Source organism: Streptomyces sp. NPDC002386, from assembly GCF_053593175.1.
In genome coordinates this window covers 248,879-269,895 of record NZ_JBSFBX010000002.1, presented here as the reverse complement: position 1 = coordinate 269,895, position 21,017 = coordinate 248,879, and the positions used below count along the sequence as shown (strand labels likewise).

Sequence of the window (21,017 nt, the reverse complement as noted above, 5' to 3'; positions counted from 1 at the left end):
AAAGAGATGGTTCGGGAGGTCACTCGACGGTGACCACGACGGAGTGCCGTCCACTGGCTCCGTCGGGAACGGTCCGGGTGCGTCTGTCGGTCTGCACCCGGCCGGAGCGGTCGGTGGCGCGCACGGTGAGCGTGTGACCGCCCTTGGTGGCCCGCCAGGGGAAGGACCACTGGCGCCAGGTGTCGCGGCTGTCCTCGGTGGCCAGCCGGGCCTCCTGCCAGGGGCCGTCGTCGACCCGGACCTCGACCCTGCCGATGCCGCGGTGCTGGGCCCAGGCGACCCCGGCGACCATGACCGGGCCGGCCGCGGGCCGGGCGAAGGGCTTCGGGGTGTCGATCCGGGACTGCGTCTTCACGGGCGCCCTGCGGGCCCAGCCGCGCTTCACCCAGTAGGGGTCGTAGGCGTCGAAGGTGGTCAGCTCGAGGTCCGTGATCCACTTGCAGGCGGAGACGTACCCGTAGAGCCCCGGCACCACCATCCGTACGGGGAAGCCGTGGTCGAACGGCAGCGGCTCCCCGTTCATGCCGACGGCGAGCAGCGCGTCCCGGCCGTCCATGACGTCCTCGACCGGGCTGCCGATGGTCATGCCGTCCACCGAGCGGGCCACCAGCTGGTCGGCCGGGCCGCCGCGCGACGGCGGCCGCACCCCGCACTCGGCCAGCAGGTCGGCCAGCCGGGCGCCGGTCCAGCGCGCGGTGCCCACGTAGGGGCCGCCGACCTCGTTGGACACACAGGTGAGGGTGATGTCGCGTTCGACCAGGTCGCGGCGGAGGAGGTCGTCGAAGGAGAGCACGACCGGCCGGGTGACGCCCTTGCCGTGGACGCGCAGCCGCCACGTCGTGACGTCCACCTTCGGGACCACCAGCGCGGTGTCGACCCGGTAGAAGGAACCGTTGGGGGTGACGAACGGGCTCACGCCGGGAATCCGCAGACCGGCTCCCCGCGGGACCGCCTGCGCCGGCGAGCCGGGCGCCGGCAGCACCAGTGCGTCGCGGGCGGCGACCGCGTCCCGGCCGCTCGCGCCGTTCAGCGACCGGCCCAGCGCCCCGGCCCCGGCGGAGGCGGCGGCGGCGGCCGAGGCGGCGATCACGAACCCGCGCCGGTCCCATCCGTCGCCGGAAGCAGCCCCGGCTTCCGCATCGGGACCCTCGCCCTCGCGGGCCGGGTCCCGCCACGCGAGCCGGCCCGCGAGGAGGAAGAGAACGGCCGCTCCGGCGCCCGCGCCCACGAGCGAGGGCAGGGTGTCGGACAGTCCGCGCGAGTCGGGCCGGCCGACGGCCGCGAGCGCGCCGACCACGCCGAACAGCACGACCCCCGCCGGGGCGGCCCGCCGGTGGCGCAGCGCGGCGATTCCGAGGGCGCAGGCGAAAAGCGTCAGCACCGCCAGAATTCCGAGTTCCAGAACCAGTTTGTCGTCGGTCCCGAAATTCCGGACGGCCCAGTCCTTCACGGCGGCGGGCGTGCGGTCGATCGCCGCCCCGCCCACCGCGACGACGGGCCCCGCCTGCGGGCGGACCGCCACCGACACCAGCTCGGCCAGGGCGAGCGAGGCGAAGCCCGCGACGGCGCCGGCGAGCGCGCCCGCCGTCACCCGGAGCGGCCCCGAGGGCCTGCGCGGTTCCTTCTCGTCGTCGGTCACGTGGGGAATCCGGTTCCGCGGGGGTTCCGGATTGGCCGTTGCCTCGATCGAGTGAATCTTTTTTCCGCACCAATCCACGGGCCGTTCCGCTACGGAAGAGAAGAAGAAATCGAAGGCCGGAACTCCGCGAACCCCGCTCGCCCCGCCGGTCGTGCATCCGCCGGTGCCCCGCCGCCGAAGAAGTCGTGCGTAACGGGCACGGCTCGACGGTGTCCAAGTGGGAGAGACCGGACGAGAGGAGCCGCCCAGTGGCGGGGGCCCGCACACCGACCGCATCACCGGACGTCGGGGGCGTCACCGACGACGCCCTGCTGACGGTCCGGGCCGCGGAGGGCGACGAGGACGCCTTCGCGGTGCTCGTGCAGCGCCACGCGCCGGCGCTGATCCGGCTGGCCACGCGCCTGCTGGGCACCCCGGCGGAGGCGGAGGACGCGGTGCAGGACGCCTTCCTGAGCGCCTGGCGCCGGCTGCCGGAGTTCCAGGGCCGGGCGTCCTTCGGGACGTGGATGTACCGCATCGTCACCAACCGCTGCCTGAACCTGCTGCGGTCCCGCAGACCGGTGGCGCCCCTGGAGGCGGCCGGGCAGCTGGCGGCGGCCGAGCACACCACGTCCCCCGAGCGCCTCGCCGAGTCCCGCGACGCCGTCCGCGAGCTGCGCGAGGCCCTGGACCTGCTCTCGGCGGAACAGCGCACCTGCTGGGTACTGAGAGAACTGGACGGCCGGTCCTACGAGTTCATCGCGGACGCGGTCGGCCTCAGCCAGGAGGCCGTCCGGGCCCGCGTCTTCCGCGCACGCCGCTGCCTGACACGAGCACTGGGGGCCTGGCGATGACCACCCACACCGACCCGCCCGACGACGCCCGCGCCCTCGGCGACGACGAACTCCTGCCGTGCGGGCGGCCGTTGTCCCAGGTCTGGGACGACTGGGAACGGCAGACGGACGACCCCCACCGGGCCGCCTGCCCGCACTGCCGGCACGCCGTCCGGGAGCTCGACGCGCTGGAGACGGCCGTACGCGGCCTGCGCGAGGAGAGCCCGGACACGTCCGCGTACGACGCCGGGCCACTGACCCGGCGGGTCATGGACCTCGTCCGGCTGGAGCTGCGGCCCGGCCGCCCGCTGCCCCTGGGCGGCCCCGCCGAGGACCTGTGGATCATGGAGACGGTCGCGGCCCGCACGCTGCGCGAGGCCGCCGAGACGGTCGACGGCGTACGCGCGGGCTCCTGCCGTCTCGCGCCCGCCGACGGCCCGGACACCGGCGCCGTCGCGCTCCGTCTCGACATCCACGCCCCGGCCGGCGCCGACCTGCCGGAGCTGGCGGAGCGGGTACGGCAACGGGTGCGGGACACCGCGGACCGGCACCTGGGCATGGACATAGCGGCCGTGGACATCCGTGTCACCGACCTCGTCGACGCCCCCGTCGGCGATCAGGAAGGGCGAACCGCATGACCGCGCACATCACGCACGACACGCTCGTCGAGGACGTCGCCAGGGTCGTGGAGGGCGTGCCCGGTGTGGCCTTCCTCAAGCCGGGCCTGGCGGCCCGGCTCCGCTCGGCGTGGGGCGGCCCGGGATCCGGGCCCGGCGCCGGACGTCCGCAGGCCGCCGGGGTCCGTCTGACGCCCGGGCCCGACGGCTGGCGGGTCGACGTCCAGGTGGTGACGTCGCGCCGGGACCGGTCGTTGGACGTGGCCCGCGCCGTCCGCACCGCCGTCCAGGCACACCTGGCCACGCTGTCCCCGGACCGCCCGGCGGCACAGGTGACCGTGACCGTGACCGGCCTGGTCTGATCCGGAGCGGCACCCGGCGCCCCGCCGCCCGGGTGCCCGCCCCTCGCTCCGTCCCGGAGCGGCCCTCAGGCGGGCAGGCCCAGCAGGGCGACCGGCGCGGACGTCGGCTTCGTGGAGCCGCCCGCCGGCTCCACGGTGACCCCCATGCCCGAGGCGCCGTCCACCCCGCCGCGCAGCAGCACGGCCTGGTCGGTGCGGCCGGGATCCATGAGGCCGGCCGACCGCATCGTGCCGTCGTCGTCGAACCAGAGCTGGTAGACCTTGCCTCCCGCGGGCCGGGCCATCCCGGAGGCGACGAAGACGGCCTTGTCCCGTTCCCGGGAGACGACGACGCTGCCGGTGGCTCCGTGGCCCAGGGCGGCGGTCCGGGTCCGCGCGTCCGGCGCCGCGAGCACGGCGGCGATCTCGGCGGTGCCCTGCCGGGCGCCGCGCGCCTGGCGCAGGGCGTCCTCGGCCCGCTGGTGCTGCCACACCGTCGTACCGCCGAGGGTGGCGGCCGCCGCGAGACAGGCGGCCAGCGCCCACCGGGACAGCAGCCGCGCCCGCTTGCCGGCCCGGCCCGCGCGCATCCCGGTCGTGCCGGGCGACACCTGCCGGACGGAGGAGATCTGCCGCAGGACCTTCCCGCGCAGGGCCGGCGAGGGCGTCATGGTGGCGGCGAGCCCCAGCCGGGCCGCGGTGGCGGACAGCTCGGCGGTCTCCTGCGCGCACGGCTCGCAGTCCGCCAGATGGCGCTCGAACGCGGTGCGTTCCTCGTCGAGCAGGGCGTGCAGCGCGTAGGCGCCGGTCATCCGGTGCAGGTCGGCGGTCGTGGTCACGCGGTCACCCCCAGGCAGTCGCGCAGCCGGATGAGACCGTCCCGCAGCCGGGTCTTGGCGGTGCCGAGGGGAAGGGTGAGCGCCTCCGCGACCTGGCGGTAGGTCAGCCCGCGGTAGTAGGCGAGCGTGACGGCCTGCCGCTGGATCTCGGTCAGCGTGCGCAGGCACCGTCGCACCTGCTCGCGCTCCAGTCTGGCCTCGACCTGTTCGGTCACGTGGTCGAACTCGGGCGTCCGCGCCAGCAGGGCCGCCTTGTGGTCCCTGACCGCGGCGGCCTCCACCGAGCGCACCCGGTCCACCGCACGGCGGTGCGCGAGCGTGAGGACCCAGTTGCGGGCGGTCCCGATCTCGGGCCGGTAGCGGGGCGCGGTGCGCCACACCTCCACCAGCACCTCCTGCGCCACCTCCTCCGACTGGGCCGGATCCCGCAGCACGGCCTGTACGACCCCGAGGACGGGACCGGCCACGGCGTCGTAGACGGAGGCGAACGCGTCCTCGTCGCCCAGGGCGACGCGGCCCATCAGCTCCTCCAGATCGGGTTCCGACGAGGGATGGGCGCCGATGTACACGGCTTCTCTCACAAGGGGCCTCCGCGGTTGCGACATCTCCGGACGTAATCCGGTCCCGGAGAGGCGGCGGATTGGTCCCGGCGGTAAGAGAGCGCGGATACCCCGAAAGGGCGGCCCGACGCCCGGTCGGCGCCCCGCCGTCACCCCGGCTGGGCGGGACCCCACTCGGAGGAGCCGAGCGGGTGGCTGTACGCGGGGCGGCCCACGTTCCCGCTGGTCCGGAAGGGCCTGCCGTTGTCGTCGACGCGCACGGTGCCGTGCCGGTCACCGCTGGACCAGTCCAGCTCCAGGTACCAGCTCACGTTGTGCGCCCGGGCGTCCGCGAAGACGTAGAAGACCTCGGGGTCGGACTCGCTCACCTTGTACGGGAAGTCGCGCCGGCCGGCCTTCGGGCTGAGTGCGGGCCGCCCGGCGTCGAGGTCCGTCCCGAACGCCGCCGTCCCCACGCCGCCACCGCACCCGACGCCCATCGCGAAGTCGTTCCAGGCGAGCGGCGGGCTCTTCTCCACCACCCGCACGTGCAGGTCCTCCAGGACGACGGTGGCCCTGCCGGTCCCCTGCACGGTCAGCGCGAGCATCTGCTGTCCGCCGGCGACCCCGCCCAGCGCGGTGACCCACCCGCGCGCGTCCGGCTCACCGGGCGGCGGAGGCACCTGCTCCGGTTGCCGGTCGATCAGATAGTGCTGGCTGCAGGGGTCGTCCCACTTGTACGGGTTGACGGCGACCGCGGGCGCGGTGGCCCCGTCCCGGGCACCGCCGCCCTGCGCCGACCCGCCGCCACCGTCACGGGAGGGGGACGCGGAGGCGGACGCCGGGGGACTCGCGCCGCGCGAGGCGGACGGCGCGGGCGAACCGCTCCTCGCACCGGCCGGCTCCGAGCCGCCCGCACTCTCCGGGGCGGGCTGAGAGACCGCCGTACCCGTACCCGGGTTCCCGGCCCGGCGCTCTTCGCCGCCGCCGGACAGAAGGTTCGCCACGAGCACGGCCGACACCAGGGCGGCGGCCACGCCGGCCCCGGCGAGGACGACGGTACGCCGCCGCGCCCAGGGCCCCCCGGCCGAACGCCCCGGTTCAGCCGCGGCCCCGGTCACGGAATCCACCGGCTCCCCGGACCTGTCCGTCCGGGCCGCGTCCGGCGCCGCGGACTCCGCGGGCGCGGACCCGGACGGCGCCTCCGCCCGTGCCCCCGGCCCCTGCGTCCCGGGAGCGGACGGCGCTTCCGTCTCCCCGGCCCCGGACGCCGACGGCGCTTCGGCCGTCACCGCCCCGGCCCCGGCCTCCGCCGCCCCGCTCGCCCTCTGCCGGCGCCGGGCGTCCGCGAGAACCCACCGCCGGTGCAGTTCCACCAGCTCCTCGGGCGTCGCCCGGCACAGCCGGGCGAACCGTTCCACGGGCGCGTAGTCCGTCGGTACGGCGTCCCCGTTGACGTACCGGTGGAGCGTGGACGCACTCGTGTGCAGCCGCTTGCCGAGCACCCCGTAACTGAGCCCGGACCGTTCCTTCAACCGGCCCAGCAGCTCCGGGAAATCGTCCCCCGTCACCGTTCGTCCCCTCCAGACGTCCCGTGCCCCCGTTCCAGGGGAAGGTCATTTCAGCAGGTCAGCGCTGTTGCAGTCATTCCAGCGTCCCGGAAGTGCCGGCAGTCCTGGCAGCCGGGACGGATCACCGCCCAGGCTTGGACCATCCAAGCACGCCGCTCCCGGACGACGGAGGAGCGGTCCAGGCCAACACCCGTACCGCACAAGGGGGATCCCATGTCCACACGCACCCGCCGCAGCCGTCTGCTGTTCGCTTCCGCACTCGCCGCCGCAGCGCTGACGCTGACGGCGTGCGACGACGGAGGGGACGTTCGCGACGAGGGCGCGCCGGCGGGCTCCGCCGCCACGCCCGCGCCCACGGCCTCCGCCACGCACTCGCCCGGGGCGAGCGCGGGAGGCGCCGCCGGCTCGGCGGACGGCTCGGCCGGCGGTGCGGCCGCTTCGAGCGGTACCACGGGTGCCCAGGGCGCGTCCGGCTCCGAGGGCTCGTCCGGGACCACGGGCTCGAAGGGCTCCAAGGGGTCCGCCGGCTCGAAGGGTTCTTCGGGCTCGAAGGGTTCGGGGGCCACCTCCGCCCGCTGCTCCCTCTCCGCCACCCGGACGACCGCCACGGTGGTCTCCCGCCCCCTGAACCACATGCTCCTCACCGTCACCAACACCGGTTCGAAGAACTGCGACCTTCTCTACTACCCGGCGGTCCGCTTCGGCGAGGCCCAGTCCGTCCCGGCGGCCTACGAGGACTCCAAGCCGCAGGCGGTGGTCACGCTGGCGCCCGGCGAGTCGGGCTACGCGAGCATCCGTCTCTCGGCCGGCGACGGCAGCGGCTCCCACGGCTACACGGCCAAGTCCCTCGAGGTCTACTTCGACACGGGCGCGAACGCCGCCGCCCGGCCGTCGCTGCCCGCGAAGGGCGTGTACGTCGACGACTCGGTCCGGGTGTCGTACTGGCAGTCGACGATGGACGACGCCCTGAACTGGTGACGCGAGAAAACGAGCCGGGGCCCGCACCTCAAGGGTGCGGGCCCCGGCCACAGGGTGCGCGAACCACCGGCTCGCGACGATCTCGCGTCAGCGTCAGGCGGGAACGATGTTCTCCGCCTGCGGGCCCTTCTGGCCCTGCGTGACGTCGAAGGTCACCTTCTGGCCTTCCTGAAGCTCGCGGAAGCCGGTGGTGGCGATGTTCGAGTAGTGGGCGAACACGTCGGCGCCGCCACCGTCCTGCTCGATGAAGCCGAAGCCCTTTTCCGCGTTGAACCACTTCACGGTGCCAGATGCCATATTGAATCTCCCTTGAGGGGCAGTGCCGGATCCGCACTTTACGGAACCGAGTGGCCGCGATGATCACCCCTCCGGAAAGATCCGGAAAGCCGTGCAAAGAAAAAATCTCTGGCAATCAGAACTGCAACCAGTAGCAAGCTAACACAGGTCGCGGTCACGGCAACTGAGCATTTTCCGGAGCGTCGGCTAGTTCTCGCCCGGCCGTCGTCGGTAATTCTGTACCGGCGGGACTAGCTATCCTTGGCGCGCCCGTCCAGCTTCCGGCGCATTTCCCGGTTCAGTCGGAGGGCGTCGTCGAGCTGGTCCTCCAGGGAGACGATGCGGCAGGCGGCCTCGACGGGAGTGCCCTGGCCGACCAGCTCACGGGCCCTGGCGGCGACGCGCAGCTGGCGGCGGGAGTAGCGGCGGTGACCGCCCACCGAACGCAGGGGGGTGATGAGCCCGGCCTCGCCGACGGCCCGGAGGAAGGCGGGCGTGGTCCCGAGGACGTCCGCGGCCCGCCCCATGGTGAAGGCGGGATAGTCGTCGTCGTCGAGGTTGCCTGCGACGGGGGCGATATCGGCGGGCATGGCACCTTCGTCTCGGGGGCGCGGCGGTCCACCGGTCCGCTCGGCACCCCGCGCCGCGCGGACTCGGCGCTCCGCCGCCTCGTAAGGCAACCCTAGCGCCGCGATACATGGACATGTGGCCCCGCCGTGGCAGTTTTCCGAAGCGGGAACGGTCCTGCACGACCGCCCGGTACGTCTGCCGGCCCGTCGCGATCTTCGCGCGGCCGCCGAAGGATCCCCTGCCGTCACCGCTGTTGCGCCAGAGGTTGCCGCTGCTGTCGCGCGAGACGAGGTCCGTCCTGCCGTCGCCGGTGAGGCCGCCGGCCGCGACCACCGCGTCGTAGGAGGCGCCCCAGTTCGAGAACACCTTCACGCGGGGCCTGAACGTGCCCCTGCCGGGGCCGTCGTACCGGTACAGGTTGTTCGACCTGTCCTGGACGAGCAGGTCGCCGACGCCGTCGCCGTTGAGGTCGCCGAACGGCACGAACCTGGCGCTGGTGGGCCATCCGGTGCCGGAGACCTTGCTGCCCAGCGTGCTGCACCCGACGGGATGTCGGGGTAGGAATGGAGATGGCGTACTCGTCCTTCGCTCGTGCGGCAGCCTCCCGAGCGGAACATCCGCAGTCAGGGATGTGATCACGATGCTCCATCCGCAGCACGACCCCGCCGTCCGGGTCGGAGCGCGCCCGCTCCCCGGACGGGAGGATCTCCTTCACAAGATCAGTGAGCTGCAGAACGAGATCGGCCAGCTGCACGACGCCGTCGTCTCGCACGCCGTGGTCGACCAGGCGATCGGCGTGGTCATCGCCGTCGGTGGCCTCCGCCCCGACCAGGGCTTCGAAATCCTGCGGCACGTCTCGCAGACCACCAACATCAAGCTGCGCCGGGTCGCCGAACAGATCGTGGACTGCACGAATGGCGAGAGTCTGCCCGACGAGATCCGGCGAGCACTGGACGTCGCTCTGTCCACCGCACACTCCGCCTGAAACGGGCAAGGAAACCGCCGTCGCCGGTCGACGCGTCGTTCCCCCGGCCACCGCCGTCGTGCGCCTGTACCACCGGAGTACGGTGGACCCACCGAGGGCTTTCCGCGCACCGGCTTCGGGTCGTTGCCGTTCTCGGCGCTCGACGACGCCGGGCTGCGGTTTCGTCCGCCCCCCGGGGCTGGGTCCATTCCATGTTTGAGTACGCGCCGGACCGGTCCGGGCCGGTGACCGCAGACGCCACACCGCACCGCGAGCGGGGCGAGCGGCCGCGCACCAGGGGCAAGGGCGCGTCGCCCCGGGTCGTGGAGTGCCTCCGCCCCTTGACCCGTTGCCAGGTCGCGGACCGGCTGGCGGGACTCGGCGACCTGTACGCGGAGTGTGCCGGAGGGGGCCCGTGGCAGTGGAACGAGGGACGCTGCCTGTTCCTCCGCCGACTCGCGACGGATCTGCGCCGGCCGGGCTTCGCCCTGCTGATCGCGGAGGCCGCCTCCATGACGGGATACGCCTACGGCTTCCCCGTGCGTGACGACGGACCCCGGTGGCCCGGTCTCGACCGGTGCCTTCCGGCCGCCCTGCGCCGGATCGCCGTGTCCGGGAGTCTCTTCGCCGTCTCCGCGATCGTCGTCCGGCCCTCGGTACGCGCCCAGTACCCGGGCCGTGACTGGAATCTCGCCCGGCGCCTGCAGCGACGGCTCCTGGCCGACCACGACGCGGTGCTCGGCGTCACGCTGGTGGCCCGCGGCGACGTGCAGACCCTGCGGGCGCTGCGGTCCTGGGGATGGCGGTCACCCGTACCGGGCACCCGTGCGACGCCTCGGCACGCTCCCTGCCGCGTCCTGGTCCTCGACCGCTGACCGTCCGGGCGCCCGCGGGCCCCGCATCGGTGGCTCCGTCCTCGCAGAGCGGGTTTCCTGCTCGTCGGCCGGGTACTCAGCGGGTGGAACGTCCGGTTGGGACCGCAGCTCGGCGGACTCGCGCTCGTGGAGATGCCGCACGCATCCCCGCGAGTGCGTCATTCCCGGGTGACCGGTGGTGTCAGCCCCGGGCGGCGGCCAGGCGCCTCCTCAGTCGGCCCCCTTCGTCGCGCTCCCGAGCCGTCCGGTCTCGGCGAGTGCCAGCATCCGGGCGGCGGTCAGCGGGTTCTCGGGGTCGGCCGCGGCGGCGAGCAGCCGGGCGGCCGTTCCGGAGGGCTCCTCGGGCGGGACGATCATCAGCACCCAGCGTCCCACGGTGCCGCATTCCAGGGTGATGACGTGTGCTTCGCTTCCGGGTCCGGCCGGCTCCACGGCGATCACCCCGCCGGGCGCCATGACCGTGCGCGGGGCGTCGGGCCATTCGGCGGGGTCCACGGTGACCCGCACAGTGGTGTCCGGATCGGGCTCCAACGACTCCACGAGAGAAGGAAGTTCGAGTTCCAGTGCGTCGCAGCGCGGCCACCAGGCTCCGTCCAGGGGGCCATGGCTGGCGTCCGTGGTGAGGGTCAGCCGGGGCCGGGGCATGCGGTACGTGTGCGCGGAGGCCGAGGTCGGGTCTTCGGGGGGCGTGTCGCTGGGTTCCATCGTGCGGTCCCGTCCCGGGAGTCGTCGGACGACCGCCCGTTTCGTCACTCGCCGGGAACGGCACCGCCGGCCGCGCTGCGCGAAAGCTCTCGGTCCGATCAGGCTACTCCCGGCCGGGGAGAAACGTGCGGGTCACTCGTCCGGCCGTGCCCTCCGCGCCGTCCGCTCGACCTCGTGTTCCTCCTCCTGCTCCTCCATCAGACGGATGCCTTCATGGGTCAGCGAGACGGTGGCGGGGGTTCGGTGCGAGGTCCATTCGACGCTGATCAGGCCGTCGTCGGCCAGATAGGAGCAAGCGGCGGAGAGGTCCTCGTCGGGCAGGCCCAGCTCCGTGCGGAGCGCCGATCCGCTGACCGCGGGGCGGTTGACCTCGACGGCCTCGTACAGGGATCGCAGGACTGCCTTCCGGTTGTTCTTGCGTTCGCTGAGTTTCGTCATGGCTGTCGCTCTCCGAGGTGTCGACGGCCGCGCCGGGACGGACACGGTGCGCTCCCGCGGCACCACGGCCCCGGGTCCGCGATCCCGCGGCATCAGGGCCCGGTCACACCTCGTCGGTGTGGGCTCCGCCGCCTTGCCGGTGGCGAGCGAGGACCGTGCGGGTTGCGCACCCTGCGCGGTGTCGCAGGTGAGATGGAGCCGGAACAGCGCCCTCTTCTGAAGGGTATGCCGGGCAGGCGCACCCGTGCGCACCACGGCCGGTGGTCCGGGCGGCAGGGCGCCGGCGCCACCGCGAACGATCACCCCGTCGTCGCTCACGGTTCGCCCGCGGTCCGGGTGCCGGGCAGGCGCAGGGCGAGCAGGGCGATGTCGTCGGTGGTGCCCGGGGGCATCCGCGCTGACAGCCGGTCGCACAGGGTGTCCAGCGGCTCGTGGGCGAGGGCGAGGGCGTGTCTGCGCAGTCGGGCGAGCTCGGTGCCCAGGTCGCTCCCGGGCACCTCGACCAACCCGTCGGTGTAGAGGAGGAGCGTGGAGCCCGGCGGCAGGGCGCGGGTGGCGCTCGGCCGATGACCGCCGACGCCCAGGTGGGTCCCGAGGACCAGTCCCTGCCCGGCTTCGAGGTACTGCGCGTTCCCGCCGGGGGTCAGCAGCAGGGGCGGCGGGTGCCCGGCACTGGTCCAGTGAAGCGTCCACGGGCCGGTGCCGGGGGCGTCGGGGCCCTCCAGCCGGGCGAGGACGAGGCTGGCCATCGGCACGCTGGTGATGGCCTGCATCGCGTCGTCGAGCCGGTCCACGACGGCACCCGTCGGCCCGGCGCGGTCCCAGGCGAGGGCGCGGAGAATGCCCTGCAACTGCGCCATGCCGGCCGCCGCGGTCAGGTCGTGGCCCAGGACGTCCCCGATGACCAGTGCGAGCGTGCCGTCCCTCAGGGTGAACGCGTCGTACCAGTCACCACCGACCTGCGAGCCGGCCGGGGCGGGCTGGTACCGGGCGGCCAGCTGCACCCGCCCGTGAGGGGGCAGCGGGGGAAGGAGGTTGCGTTGCATGGCCTCGGCGACGGCGCGCTGGCGGCCGAACCGGCGGGCGTTGTCGATGACCGGGCCGACCCGGCGGCCGATGTCGCCCACCACCTCCACGTCGCCGTCGTCGAAGGGACGCGCCGGGTCGGTGCGCACCAGGGTGAGGGCTCCGGTGACATGCTCCCGGGTGCCCAGGGGCACCGTGATGACGGATGCCGCGCCGGTCGCCCGGAGGAAGGCACTGTGGACGGCGGCCAGGGGGGAGTCCGGGGGTACGTCCACGCACGACCGGTCCCGCAGGACGGGGTCGCCCCCGCTCAGCACCTGGACCAGGGGTGAGCGGTCCCCCTCCCCGGCCGGCGGAAGGTGACCGCGCCAGTCCTCCTGTCCGGCGTCACGGCCCCCGGGGCCGGTCACCGCCACCCGGTACACCTGGCGGGAGCCGACCCGCAGGTCCACCGCCGCCCAGTCGGCGAGACGGGGGACCAGGAGCCGGCTCAACCGGGCGAGGGCCTCGTCCACCTCCAGGGTCTGCCCGAGCACGTCGGTGATCTCCGCGACGAGCGTCAGCCGCTCGGTGAGGTCCTCCAGAGCACTCGTACGGGCGGCTCGCTCCGCTTGTTCGCCCCGTTCCGCCCGCTCTGCACGCTCCGCGCGTTCCCGACCGGCTCGGCGCTCCGTCCCGGCTTCGACGATCAGTACGACCATGCCCGAGGGGAGGCCGCCCTCCGTCAGCGGCGTGGCCGACCAGGAGACAGGGATCAGCCGTCCGTCGCCCCGCAGGCACCTGTCGTCGTCCCCGCACGCCGCGCGCCCTTCGGCCAGTGCTCGCAGCAGCGGGCAGCGCTCGCGCGGGATCCGGGCGCCTCCCGGATCGCGGTGGCACAGGTCGTGCAGGTCCTGGCCGTACATCGCCGCCTCCGGGCGTCCCAGCAGCCGCTCGGCCGCGGGGTTGACGACGACGATCCGCCCTGCCGGGTCCACCACGGCCACGGCCGTGCCCACCTGCTCCACCACCCGCTGCCACAGGCCCGGGTCCGCCGTCGGCACCCGACGCTCTTCCTCCCCGTCACGCCCCACACCTTCCACCACACCGCCCACCGCCTTACGACACTCCGCCGCCGGGTCCTGGTCCCCCGGGGTCACAGGAACTCCGGCGCCCCGATGATCCCGCGCGAGGGCCGGGCTGCCCGGTTGCCACGACCGCCGGGGGGCGAGCGGCGTCTACCGCTGCCCGCGGGGGCCGGTGGGTCGGGTCTGATCACGGGCGGTGTCGACCAGGATCTGGCCGGCCTGCCGGAGGTTGCCGGCTCGTACCGCGTCGGCCATGGCGGCTCTCGCCGCGGGCAAGGGTGTGTCCGGTGGGATCACGAGCAGCGAGAAGTGGTCGCGGTCGCCACGGGTCACGAGGGCGGTGTCGTCCCTCACGACGGAGGCGTCGACGTGCACGAGGCGGCCTTCGACGGTGATCCGCGTCGGCAGTTCGTCCCAGGCGTCGCGGTCCAGGCCGACGCGGGTGACGGGCCCGAGCCGCTCGGACAGCGCGGCGATCAGACCGGGCAGTTCGGTGGCGGGATCCCTGGAACGGGGCCACCACGCACCGTCGAGGACGCCCTCGCGGTCATGGGTGGTCGCGAGCCGCAGGAGCGCCGTTCCGGGGCGCAGCGACTCGTACGCGCCGTCCGCCAGGAGTCCTGCCGGGGGAGGGGGGTCGGAGACGGCCATCGACATCACCTGCCTGTGGGTTCCGGCAGGCCACCGACCGCGGATGGCGGTGACGGAGCGGCTGCCGCAGCGGAATCACGGCCTCCTCGCGATCCTCGCTCCCACGCTACTCCGCGTCGCCGCCGCGGCACGGTCGAGGTCGACCTGACCTGCACCATGGACCCGTGCCGGGGCCTGATGCGGTGCGCCGAGAAGGAAGCGACGGGACCCTTTTGGGGCCCCATACGCCGGCTACGGGCGGGCCGGGCGACGGCACTTGAGGGGCCTTACGGCTGCCGACCCGGGCGGATGTTTCGTGCGGCGGCAGTCACGGGAGTGTCCGACCGGCGCGCGCCCGCATGATCAGCCGGCACCGGGAACGGAACTGCCGGGTGCCTCGTGCCCGGCACGACGGCGGTACTCGGCGTTGATGCGCTGCGCCTCCTCGAGCTGGTCCTCGAGGATGACGATGCGGCAGGCGGCCTCGATCGGGGTGCCCCTGTCGACGAGCTCGCGGGCGCGCGCCGCGATCCGCAGCTGGTAGCGGGAGTACCGGCGGTGTCCGCCCTCCGAGCGCAGCGGAGTGATCAGACGAGCCTCACCGATGGCTCGCAGGAAAGCCGGGGTGGTGCCGAGCATCTCGGCTGCCCGCCCCATCGTGTACGCGGGGTAGTCGTCGTCGTCCAGACGATCACTGAGCGGGTTGTCTGCTGTCATGTCACCTCGTTCTGCAACGCGTCGAGGGGCCCTGGTGCCGTACGGCACCAGGGCCCCGAAGGAAATTCAACACCATCTGTCGGCCCTACTGCTGTGCCGACCTTCTGTTTCCGCCGCCGGCCCTCGCCGAGGGGCGGTGCGGGGATCGCGGTTGCCTGACCGGGGACCACCTTCCAATCCGGGGTCTTGCGGTACCCGGGCCGAGTGCTCCTCGGGCCGGGCGATCCTGATGGCGTCTGCTCCTCCGTCCTTCCTCTGAACGGTCACTCGCTGAACTGGTACTGCGGTACTGCTGTCGGCGCCCGCCAGTTCGTGTCTGCCGGGCTTTTCTCGACCGGTGTCTACGGGAAAAATGCTACCCATGGCAGAGCCCAATGTCTACTGTGTCGACAGTAGATTTCAGCCCTGTGGGGGAACAGATAGCCTGCCACCTGCGACAACGGGTGAAGCAGGACGGCCTCGGGCCCCCGCGCCGGGCGGAGAACCGGTGGCGCGACGACGGTGAGGGCCCTGCCGACGCGCGTCGGCAGGGCCCTCACCGGGCTCCCGTGGGCGGTCTTCCGCCCGCCCTCATGCCTCCGGTTCGGCGCCGCCGAGCAGTGCCGACGCGGTCTGGAGCGGAGTGGGGACTCGCGCCGGAGCCGCGTCGGGGCGGGTGTGGCAGGTGAAGCCGAGGCGGGTCATGGCCCGGACGACCTCGGCGCTGGTGAAGTCGCGGCGGTCCTGTCGGGTGATGACCTGGCCCACCTGCTTGACGGGGTAGCGGCGGCGGCCGACCGTCACGGATTCGGCGGTGACGAGTTCGGGCGTGATGCCCTTCATCGAGGCCAGAACCCCGCTCTTGGTCAGGCAGAACGGGTATCGGGCGATGACACAGCGCATGTTGCCTCACAGGGAGAGGGGGAACCGTCTGACCGGGGCGCGGTGGGTCAGCCGGAGAGGGTGAGGAGTCCTTCGGCCCTGCCGTGCGCACCGACGGCGACGGCGCGAGTGCCGGGCGAGGTGAACGGTCCGCCGAGGACGTCCCGTAGACGGATCCGGTCCGTGTACGTGGAGTCGGCGCGGTGGACCTCGAGTTCGGCCCGGGTGACCGAGCCCGTGCACTGGTCGTCCCCGTCGCACAGCAGGAGGTACTCGACACGGGCACCGGTCATGACGGACAGCGCGACCTCGACCGTCATGTCGTCCCGGACCCGGGGGCCGGACGCGTCCCCGTCGCCGACCACGGTCACGGGGGAGGCCGTGGCCTGTTGGTGCTGTGTCTGAACCGGTGTCAAAGCCGTCTCCTCGAGGATGGGTGAGCTGCTGGCCGACGCGGTCAGGCCGCCGGGTCGAAGGCGGTCCGCCGCGCCCTGCGCCGCCCCGCTCGTCCGGCGGCGCGCCCCTGGGCGGGGCGGCCGCGCTCACCTCGGGGTGAGGGAGCCGCGGCGGACTCGGCACGGCGGGCACGTGCCACGGCCGGCCCGGTGACGACGACAGGGACACCGGAAGGCGCCTGGGCGCCGGTGATGCGGCTCAGTTCCGCTTCACCCGAACGTACCGGGGTGATCCGGGGGGTGATGCCAGCCGAGGACATCAGCCGTTCCATGCCGCGGCGTTGGGCCGGTGTCACGAGGGTGACGACGCTGCCGGACTCGCCGGCGCGGGCGGTGCGGCCGCCGCGGTGCAGGTAGTCCTTGTGGTCGCCGGGGGGATCCACGTTGACGACCAGGTCGAGGTTGTCGACGTGGATGCCGCGGGCCGCGACGTTCGTCGCCACCAGCACCGTCACGTGTCCGGTCTTGAACCGGGCGAGGGTCCGGGTGCGCTGGGGCTGGGACTTGCCGCCGTGCAGGGCCGCGGCGCGGACGCCGCTGTTCAGCAGGTGCTCGGTCAGCCGGTCCACGGCGTGCTTGGTGTCCAGGAACATGATCACCCGGCCGTCTCTCGCCGCGATCTCGGTGGTCGTCCGGTGCTTGTCCGCTACGTGCACGTGGAGTACGTGGTGTTCCATCGTGGTGACCGCTCCCGCGGAGGGGTCGACGGAGTGGACCACCGGGTCGGTCAGGTAGCGGCGGACGAGCAGGTCGACGTTGCGGTCCAGGGTGGCGGAGAAGAGCATCCGCTGCCCCGCGGGGCGCACCTGGTCGAGCAGGGCGGTGACCTGGGGCATGAAGCCCATGTCTGCCATCTGGTCGGCCTCGTCGAGGACGGTGACGGCGACGTCGTGCAGTCGGCAGTCGCCCCGGTCGATGAGGTCCTTCAGCCGCCCGGGCGTCGCGACGACGACCTCCGCGCCGGCCCGCAGCGCACCGGCCTGCCTGCCGATCGGCATTCCGCCGACCACGGTGGCCAGCCGCAGCCTCACGGAGCGGGCGTACGGGGTGAGCGCGTCGGTCACCTGCTGGGCCAGCTCGCGGGTGGGGACGAGGACCAGGGCGAGCGGCTGCCGCGGCTCCGCGCGCCGGCCCGCTGTACGGGCCAGCACCGCCAGGCCGAAGGCGAGGGTCTTGCCCGAACCGGTGCGGCCGCGGCCGAGCACGTCACGTCCCGCGAGGGAGTTCGGCAGGGTCGCTCCCTGGATGGGGAACGGTACGGTCACGCCCTCGTGGCCGAGCGCGGCCAGCAACGGCGCCGGCAGGGCGAGGTCGGCGAACGACTCGACGGCGGGCAGCGCCGGCGTGATCGTCACCGGCAGGGCGAACTCGCCACGGGAAACGGCCTGTCGACGTGTGTAGCCCTTGGACCCGGGAGCTCTTCTGGCGGAAGAACCCCGGGAGCGGTCATCGGAGCGGGACGTGCGGGCAGTGCGTGCGCGATTCAAAGTGGAACCTTCCTCGATATGGGTGCGTAGGCACGTGGCAAGGAATTTCCGCAGCCGGATGAATGGCACAGAGAATCGCGAGAACGAGCCTGAGATGATGAGCGCCGAGTCGGATCGGCGGGGGAATTCTTCACCGCTCGGAAAGGTGGTGGGCCCTTCGTGTCGCGCGCCCTGAAATGCGGCGAGCTGGGGCCCGCACCCCAAGGTGCGGGCCCCAGCTGCGAAGTACGCGTCGCCGTCCGGTCAGGCGGGGACGATGTTCTCGGCCGTCGGGCCCTTCTGGCCCTGCGCGATGTCGAACGACACCTTCTGGCCTTCCAGCAGCTCGCGGAAGCCCTGGGCGGCGATGTTCGAGTAGTGGGCGAAGACGTCGGCGCCGCCGCCGTCCTGCTCGATGAAGCCGAAGCCCTTTTCCGCGTTGAACCACTTCACAGTACCGGTAGCCATGTCATTTCTCCTTCGGAGACGATGGTCGGAATTCGCTCTGTACGGATTCCGCGTCGCCGTGCTGATTAGCCCGTCGGGAAATGAACCTTCTGGCAACCACACCTGCAACTGGTATCGACAGTAGCACGGCGCGACCGCCCCTGCCTGTTGCGTAATTCCGTTCGGGTTGATGGTCGAGAAATACTCGACGAGGGCCGCACTTGTTTCTCATTTCGCGGATACAGATATTCATGCGCGGCTGAGCCTCGTCCACGGAACACGGGCAGCGGGGCACTTCCGGCCTCCTGGCGGCCGTGGGTGCGCTGGCGACGCCCGTTGTCGACCGTGGTTGGCCGCTCTGGAGGGCACGCGGTGGGCACAACGCGATGGCAAGGAGTGGGCGCCGGAGGCGCGCGCCGACGGTATTCCCCGACCCCGCCGCCGACGCCCTGGCCGAGCGGCTCGGCGGGGAGTCCCGGGTGAAGTTCGAGCACGACCCGAAGGGGCGGGAGATCGACGCGATCAGCGACGACTACGTGGCGCAGTCGAAACCCGGAGGCATGCAGATGGGAAGCGCCCTCAGAAACCAGGCGAAGGCCACATTCGAGTACGCGATCCAGTCCGGCCGCACCCCTTACTTCCACTTCGACGGCGAGCCGGGTCCCGGAGTGATCGCCAAGCTCCAGGAATACGGCAGGCGGTACGGTATCCAGCCGGTGATCGACACGAAACCGCTGTGAGAGGCATATGTACGAGTTTCATGGTTGGTTCGGCATTGCCGAGTCCCCCGAAGAGGCGGACGCGGGATCGCTCGAAGAGGGCGTGGCCGAACTGCGGGCGGCCATCGATCGCATCGATTGGGCAACTGGCGAGGTGACGCTGAAGCTGCACAGCGGGGAGTACTTCGTGCGGACCGACGGTCTGGTCAACCGGCGCCGTGACGAGGCTGAGGAACTGGACGCTCTTATCCGCTTCATTGCGCGCCGCTTCCCCGGTTCCTGGGGGCTGCTTTACGAGCGCTCCGCCGACATGGACCATCCGCCGGGGCCGGGAGCCTTCCGGGTTCGCGTCATGGCCAGGGGAGAGGTACAGGACCGGCTGGACCCGTTCCTGTCCCCGTGCCGTCCGGTCATCGAGGACTGACCGGACCTGGCCGACGCCATGGGCCCGCGCTGGCGCCTGCAACCAGGCCAGGTGCCCCCTACCCGTGCAGCAGTCTCCTTCATTTGGTCATTGCGGCGGCTTGACCAGGAACGTGGCTGCGGGGTCGACGTCATCGCATACGAGTCGCCGATCTCGTCCACCGTGCCGATCGCGAAGGGCGCCGTTTCCGCCAGGTCGGGTCAGCTTTCCGTGCCGTGGGAGTAGACGGCACCAGGGATTACCTTCCGCCCCGGCCTTAGGGCACCGCACGCAGAGGGCGTGACGCCCGAAAATGGTCTAGACAACAAAGAACCCCCTGGTCTCCGACCTGGGGGTTCCGCATGGAGCGGGTGACGAGAATCGAACTCGCGCTCTCAGCTTGGGAAGCTGATGTTCTACCATTAAACTACACCCGCGTGATTACGGGCTGACCGCCTCCGCGGAGTCGAGGCCCGAACGCTCGCTCACTGTACCCCATCGAGGACCCCCGGTGCCCGGACCCGGGGGTCCTCGTGCGTCCGGGGCATGGGATACCGCTGCGGGGGAACGGAGTTGGGGCGTACCGTGGCGGGGTGGGAGAGGGGCCGGGCGAGGCCGGAGTGCCGCCTGGAGAGTCGTCTCTTTGATCCCGTAATGTGGCTTTCGTCGCCAGGGCAGCAGGGCGACGAGGCTCTTGGGGAAGGGACTTGAGGGATTTGATGGATCGCACCGTCGTTCGTTGCGCGGACGGACACGTCTTCAGCGCCACTTCGTTCCCGATGCAGAAGGCCGAGCGGCTGGGCCCCGGCCGGCTCGTGAGGTGTCCGCGGTGTGCCCGGCTCCGCAGTGTGGTGCAGGTGGCCCTGGAGAAGCGGTAACCGGAACCGACCGCACACGGACACAGGCGCGCGGAGCCGTCACGATTGCCGGGGCTCCGCGCGCCTTGCGTATCCTCGGGGCGTGCTTCTCTCAGACAAGGACATCCGGGCCGAGATCGATGCCGGGCGGGTACGGATCGATCCCTATGACGAAACCATGGTTCAGCCGTCGAGCATCGACGTCCGGCTGGACCGCTACTTCCGGGTGTTCGAGAACCACCGGTACCCGCACATCGACCCCTCGATCGAGCAGGCCGATCTGACCCGGCTGGTCGAGCCCGAGGGCGACGAGCCGTTCATCCTGCACCCCGGGGAGTTCGTGCTCGCCTCGACGTACGAGGTGATCACGCTTCCCGACGACCTCGCCTCGCGTCTGGAGGGGAAGAGCTCCCTCGGCCGGCTCGGTCTCGTCACGCACTCCACCGCCGGGTTCATCGACCCCGGGTTCAGCGGGCACGTGACGCTGGAGCTGTCCAACCTCGCCACCCTGCCGATCAAGCTCTGGCCCGGTATGAAGATCGGCCAGCTCTGCATGTTCCGGCTGACCTCGCCGGCGGAGCACCCGTACGGCAGCGAGCGCTACGGCTCCCGCTACCAGGGGCAGCGCGGGCCGACCGCCTCACGGTCGTTCCTGAACTTCCACCGGACCCAGGTGTGAGGGCGGCGGCATGAGCGCGGCACGCGAGAACCTGACCTACGAGCGGTTCGGCACCGCGGTCCGCGAGCTGGCCCAGACCATCGCGGACGACGGGTACCAGCCCGACGTCGTGCTGAGCATCGCGCGGGGCGGCGTGTTCGTGGCGGGCGGGCTGGCCTACGCCCTCGACTGCAAGAACATCCACCTGGTCAACGTCGAGTTCTACACCGGTGTCGGCACCACCCTCGAGATGCCCGTCATGCTCGCGCCGGTGCCGAACGTGATCGACTTCTCCGACAAGAAGGTGCTGATCACCGACGACGTCGCGGACACCGGCAAGACGCTCAAGCTGGTGCGCGACTTCTGCCTCGACACCGTCGCCGAGGTGCGCTCCGCGGTGATCTATGAGAAGTCCCACTCCCTGGTGAAGTGCGAGTACGTCTGGAAACGGACCGAGGACTGGATCAACTTCCCGTGGTCCGTGCTCCCTCCGGTCCGCAAGGCCGGTACGCCGGTCACGCCGTCCAAGGACGCCCTCTAGGACCGG

Annotated in this window: 25 protein-coding genes, 1 tRNA gene and 1 pseudogene; 10 read left to right on the top strand and 17 right to left on the bottom strand. The window is 72.4% G+C overall.

The window, feature by feature from the left end; genetic code table 11:
• Positions 1 to 19 precede the first annotated feature (19 nt).
• Positions 20 to 1,639: a molybdopterin-dependent oxidoreductase gene (locus tag ACWCPN_RS05375; protein ID WP_451202540.1), complete on the bottom strand. Its 1,620-nt coding sequence runs from the start codon at positions 1,637 to 1,639 to the stop codon at positions 20 to 22.
• Between the two features lie 248 nt (positions 1,640 to 1,887).
• Here ACWCPN_RS05375 and ACWCPN_RS05370 point away from each other — a divergent pair, with 248 nt between their 5' ends.
• The 3 genes from ACWCPN_RS05370 to ACWCPN_RS05360 are packed head-to-tail and all read left to right on the top strand — an operon-like array spanning position 1,888 to position 3,430.
• The gene (locus tag ACWCPN_RS05370; protein WP_451202538.1) at positions 1,888 to 2,472 is read left to right on the top strand and encodes an RNA polymerase sigma factor; all 585 of its coding nucleotides are present in this window, start codon (positions 1,888 to 1,890) and stop codon (positions 2,470 to 2,472) included.
• Positions 2,469 to 3,089, top strand: a complete 621-nt coding sequence (locus ACWCPN_RS05365; RefSeq protein WP_451202537.1) for an Asp23/Gls24 family envelope stress response protein — start codon at positions 2,469 to 2,471, stop codon at positions 3,087 to 3,089. The genes ACWCPN_RS05370 and ACWCPN_RS05365 overlap by 4 nt, the downstream gene beginning before the upstream one ends.
• The gene (locus tag ACWCPN_RS05360) at positions 3,086 to 3,430 is read left to right on the top strand and encodes a hypothetical protein (RefSeq protein WP_451202536.1); all 345 of its coding nucleotides are present in this window, start codon (positions 3,086 to 3,088) and stop codon (positions 3,428 to 3,430) included. Before ACWCPN_RS05365 ends, ACWCPN_RS05360 begins: the two co-directional genes overlap by 4 nt.
• Before the next feature lie 65 nt (positions 3,431 to 3,495).
• Here ACWCPN_RS05360 and ACWCPN_RS05355 read toward each other — a convergent pair whose 3' ends face one another.
• From ACWCPN_RS05355 to ACWCPN_RS05345, 3 genes are all read right to left on the bottom strand, one after another.
• Positions 3,496 to 4,221, bottom strand: a complete 726-nt coding sequence (locus tag ACWCPN_RS05355; protein ID WP_451203023.1) for an anti-sigma factor — start codon at positions 4,219 to 4,221, stop codon at positions 3,496 to 3,498.
• A gap of 23 nt (positions 4,222 to 4,244) precedes the next feature.
• A complete protein-coding gene (locus ACWCPN_RS05350) occupies positions 4,245 to 4,829 on the bottom strand; it encodes a sigma-70 family RNA polymerase sigma factor (protein ID WP_365121585.1) in 585 nt (194 codons plus the stop codon).
• A gap of 128 nt (positions 4,830 to 4,957) precedes the next feature.
• Positions 4,958 to 6,358, bottom strand: a complete 1,401-nt coding sequence (locus tag ACWCPN_RS05345; protein ID WP_451202535.1) for a helix-turn-helix domain-containing protein — start codon at positions 6,356 to 6,358, stop codon at positions 4,958 to 4,960.
• A 213-nt stretch (positions 6,359 to 6,571) separates the two neighbouring features.
• On the opposite strand from ACWCPN_RS05345, the gene ACWCPN_RS05340 reads away from it, so the two are divergent.
• Positions 6,572 to 7,336: a DUF4232 domain-containing protein gene (locus ACWCPN_RS05340; protein ID WP_451202534.1), complete on the top strand. Its 765-nt coding sequence runs from the start codon at positions 6,572 to 6,574 to the stop codon at positions 7,334 to 7,336.
• A gap of 93 nt (positions 7,337 to 7,429) precedes the next feature.
• Here the strand turns inward: ACWCPN_RS05340 and ACWCPN_RS05335 are convergent, their stop codons facing one another.
• The 3 genes and pseudogenes from ACWCPN_RS05335 to ACWCPN_RS05325 all read right to left on the bottom strand — a co-directional run.
• Positions 7,430 to 7,633: a cold-shock protein gene (locus ACWCPN_RS05335; RefSeq protein WP_030736617.1), complete on the bottom strand. Its 204-nt coding sequence runs from the start codon at positions 7,631 to 7,633 to the stop codon at positions 7,430 to 7,432.
• Between the two features lie 230 nt (positions 7,634 to 7,863).
• Positions 7,864 to 8,202 carry a MerR family transcriptional regulator gene (locus tag ACWCPN_RS05330; protein WP_451202533.1) on the bottom strand — a complete coding sequence of 113 codons (339 nt, stop codon included), beginning with the start codon at positions 8,200 to 8,202 and terminating at the stop codon, positions 7,864 to 7,866.
• Positions 8,203 to 8,479: 277 nt separating this feature from the next.
• Positions 8,480 to 8,665 (bottom strand): annotated as a pseudogene (locus tag ACWCPN_RS05325) (FG-GAP repeat domain-containing protein); the annotation flags it as partial.
• A 157-nt stretch (positions 8,666 to 8,822) separates the two neighbouring features.
• Here ACWCPN_RS05325 and ACWCPN_RS05320 point away from each other — a divergent pair.
• Complete coding sequence (locus ACWCPN_RS05320; RefSeq protein WP_451202531.1) at positions 8,823 to 9,167, top strand: ANTAR domain-containing protein; 345 nt, start codon at positions 8,823 to 8,825, stop codon at positions 9,165 to 9,167.
• 320 nt (positions 9,168 to 9,487) lie between these two features.
• Positions 9,488 to 10,021, top strand: a complete 534-nt coding sequence (locus tag ACWCPN_RS05315) for a hypothetical protein (RefSeq protein WP_451202530.1) — start codon at positions 9,488 to 9,490, stop codon at positions 10,019 to 10,021.
• A gap of 210 nt (positions 10,022 to 10,231) precedes the next feature.
• On the opposite strand, the gene ACWCPN_RS05310 is transcribed toward ACWCPN_RS05315, so the two are convergent.
• The 9 genes from ACWCPN_RS05310 to ACWCPN_RS05270 all read right to left on the bottom strand — a co-directional run bounded on the left by ACWCPN_RS05310 (position 10,232) and on the right by ACWCPN_RS05270 (position 17,854).
• Positions 10,232 to 10,726, bottom strand: a complete 495-nt coding sequence (locus tag ACWCPN_RS05310; RefSeq protein WP_451202529.1) for a DUF5994 family protein — start codon at positions 10,724 to 10,726, stop codon at positions 10,232 to 10,234.
• Between the two features lie 132 nt (positions 10,727 to 10,858).
• Positions 10,859 to 11,164 carry a hypothetical protein gene (locus ACWCPN_RS05305; RefSeq protein WP_451202528.1) on the bottom strand — a complete coding sequence of 102 codons (306 nt, stop codon included), beginning with the start codon at positions 11,162 to 11,164 and terminating at the stop codon, positions 10,859 to 10,861.
• Positions 11,165 to 11,478: 314 nt separating this feature from the next.
• Positions 11,479 to 13,233, bottom strand: coding sequence for a SpoIIE family protein phosphatase (locus ACWCPN_RS05300; protein ID WP_451202527.1), 1,755 nt, complete (start codon positions 13,231 to 13,233; stop codon positions 11,479 to 11,481).
• Between the two features lie 174 nt (positions 13,234 to 13,407).
• Positions 13,408 to 13,908 carry a DUF5994 family protein gene (locus ACWCPN_RS05295; RefSeq protein WP_451202526.1) on the bottom strand — a complete coding sequence of 167 codons (501 nt, stop codon included), beginning with the start codon at positions 13,906 to 13,908 and terminating at the stop codon, positions 13,408 to 13,410.
• A 342-nt stretch (positions 13,909 to 14,250) separates the two neighbouring features.
• Entirely contained in the window at positions 14,251 to 14,604 is a 354-nt protein-coding gene (locus ACWCPN_RS05290) for a helix-turn-helix domain-containing protein (RefSeq protein ID WP_451202525.1), read from the bottom strand.
• Positions 14,605 to 15,174: 570 nt separating this feature from the next.
• Positions 15,175 to 15,486 (bottom strand): SCO5918 family protein, encoded by a 312-nt coding sequence (locus ACWCPN_RS05285; protein ID WP_365121564.1) that lies wholly within the window; start codon positions 15,484 to 15,486, stop codon positions 15,175 to 15,177.
• A 47-nt stretch (positions 15,487 to 15,533) separates the two neighbouring features.
• A complete protein-coding gene (locus ACWCPN_RS05280) occupies positions 15,534 to 15,881 on the bottom strand; it encodes a CBS domain-containing protein (protein ID WP_451202524.1) in 348 nt (115 codons plus the stop codon).
• Positions 15,882 to 15,922: 41 nt separating this feature from the next.
• A complete protein-coding gene (locus ACWCPN_RS05275) occupies positions 15,923 to 17,407 on the bottom strand; it encodes a DEAD/DEAH box helicase (RefSeq protein WP_451202523.1) in 1,485 nt (494 codons plus the stop codon).
• Positions 17,408 to 17,650: 243 nt separating this feature from the next.
• The gene (locus tag ACWCPN_RS05270; RefSeq protein ID WP_004986771.1) at positions 17,651 to 17,854 is read right to left on the bottom strand and encodes a cold-shock protein; all 204 of its coding nucleotides are present in this window, start codon (positions 17,852 to 17,854) and stop codon (positions 17,651 to 17,653) included.
• 365 nt (positions 17,855 to 18,219) lie between these two features.
• Between ACWCPN_RS05270 and ACWCPN_RS05265 the strand changes: the two genes are divergently transcribed.
• Both ACWCPN_RS05265 and ACWCPN_RS05260 read left to right on the top strand, forming a co-directional pair.
• On the top strand, positions 18,220 to 18,573 hold the full coding sequence (locus ACWCPN_RS05265; RefSeq protein ID WP_451202522.1) for a restriction endonuclease fold toxin: 354 nt from the start codon (positions 18,220 to 18,222) through the stop codon (positions 18,571 to 18,573).
• Positions 18,574 to 18,580: 7 nt separating this feature from the next.
• Positions 18,581 to 18,976 carry an immunity 7 family protein gene (locus tag ACWCPN_RS05260; protein WP_451202520.1) on the top strand — a complete coding sequence of 132 codons (396 nt, stop codon included), beginning with the start codon at positions 18,581 to 18,583 and terminating at the stop codon, positions 18,974 to 18,976.
• Between the two features lie 342 nt (positions 18,977 to 19,318).
• On the opposite strand, the gene ACWCPN_RS05255 is transcribed toward ACWCPN_RS05260, so the two are convergent.
• Positions 19,319 to 19,392 (bottom strand) — tRNA-Gly (locus tag ACWCPN_RS05255).
• A 523-nt stretch (positions 19,393 to 19,915) separates the two neighbouring features.
• On the opposite strand from ACWCPN_RS05255, the gene dcd reads away from it, so the two are divergent.
• Together dcd and ACWCPN_RS05245 are read left to right on the top strand one after the other, a co-directional pair.
• Entirely contained in the window at positions 19,916 to 20,491 is a 576-nt protein-coding gene (gene dcd / locus ACWCPN_RS05250; RefSeq protein ID WP_351672548.1) for a dCTP deaminase, read from the top strand.
• Between the two features lie 10 nt (positions 20,492 to 20,501).
• Positions 20,502 to 21,011, top strand: coding sequence for a phosphoribosyltransferase (locus ACWCPN_RS05245; protein ID WP_365121558.1), 510 nt, complete (start codon positions 20,502 to 20,504; stop codon positions 21,009 to 21,011).
• The last annotated feature ends 6 nt before the right edge of the window (positions 21,012 to 21,017 follow it).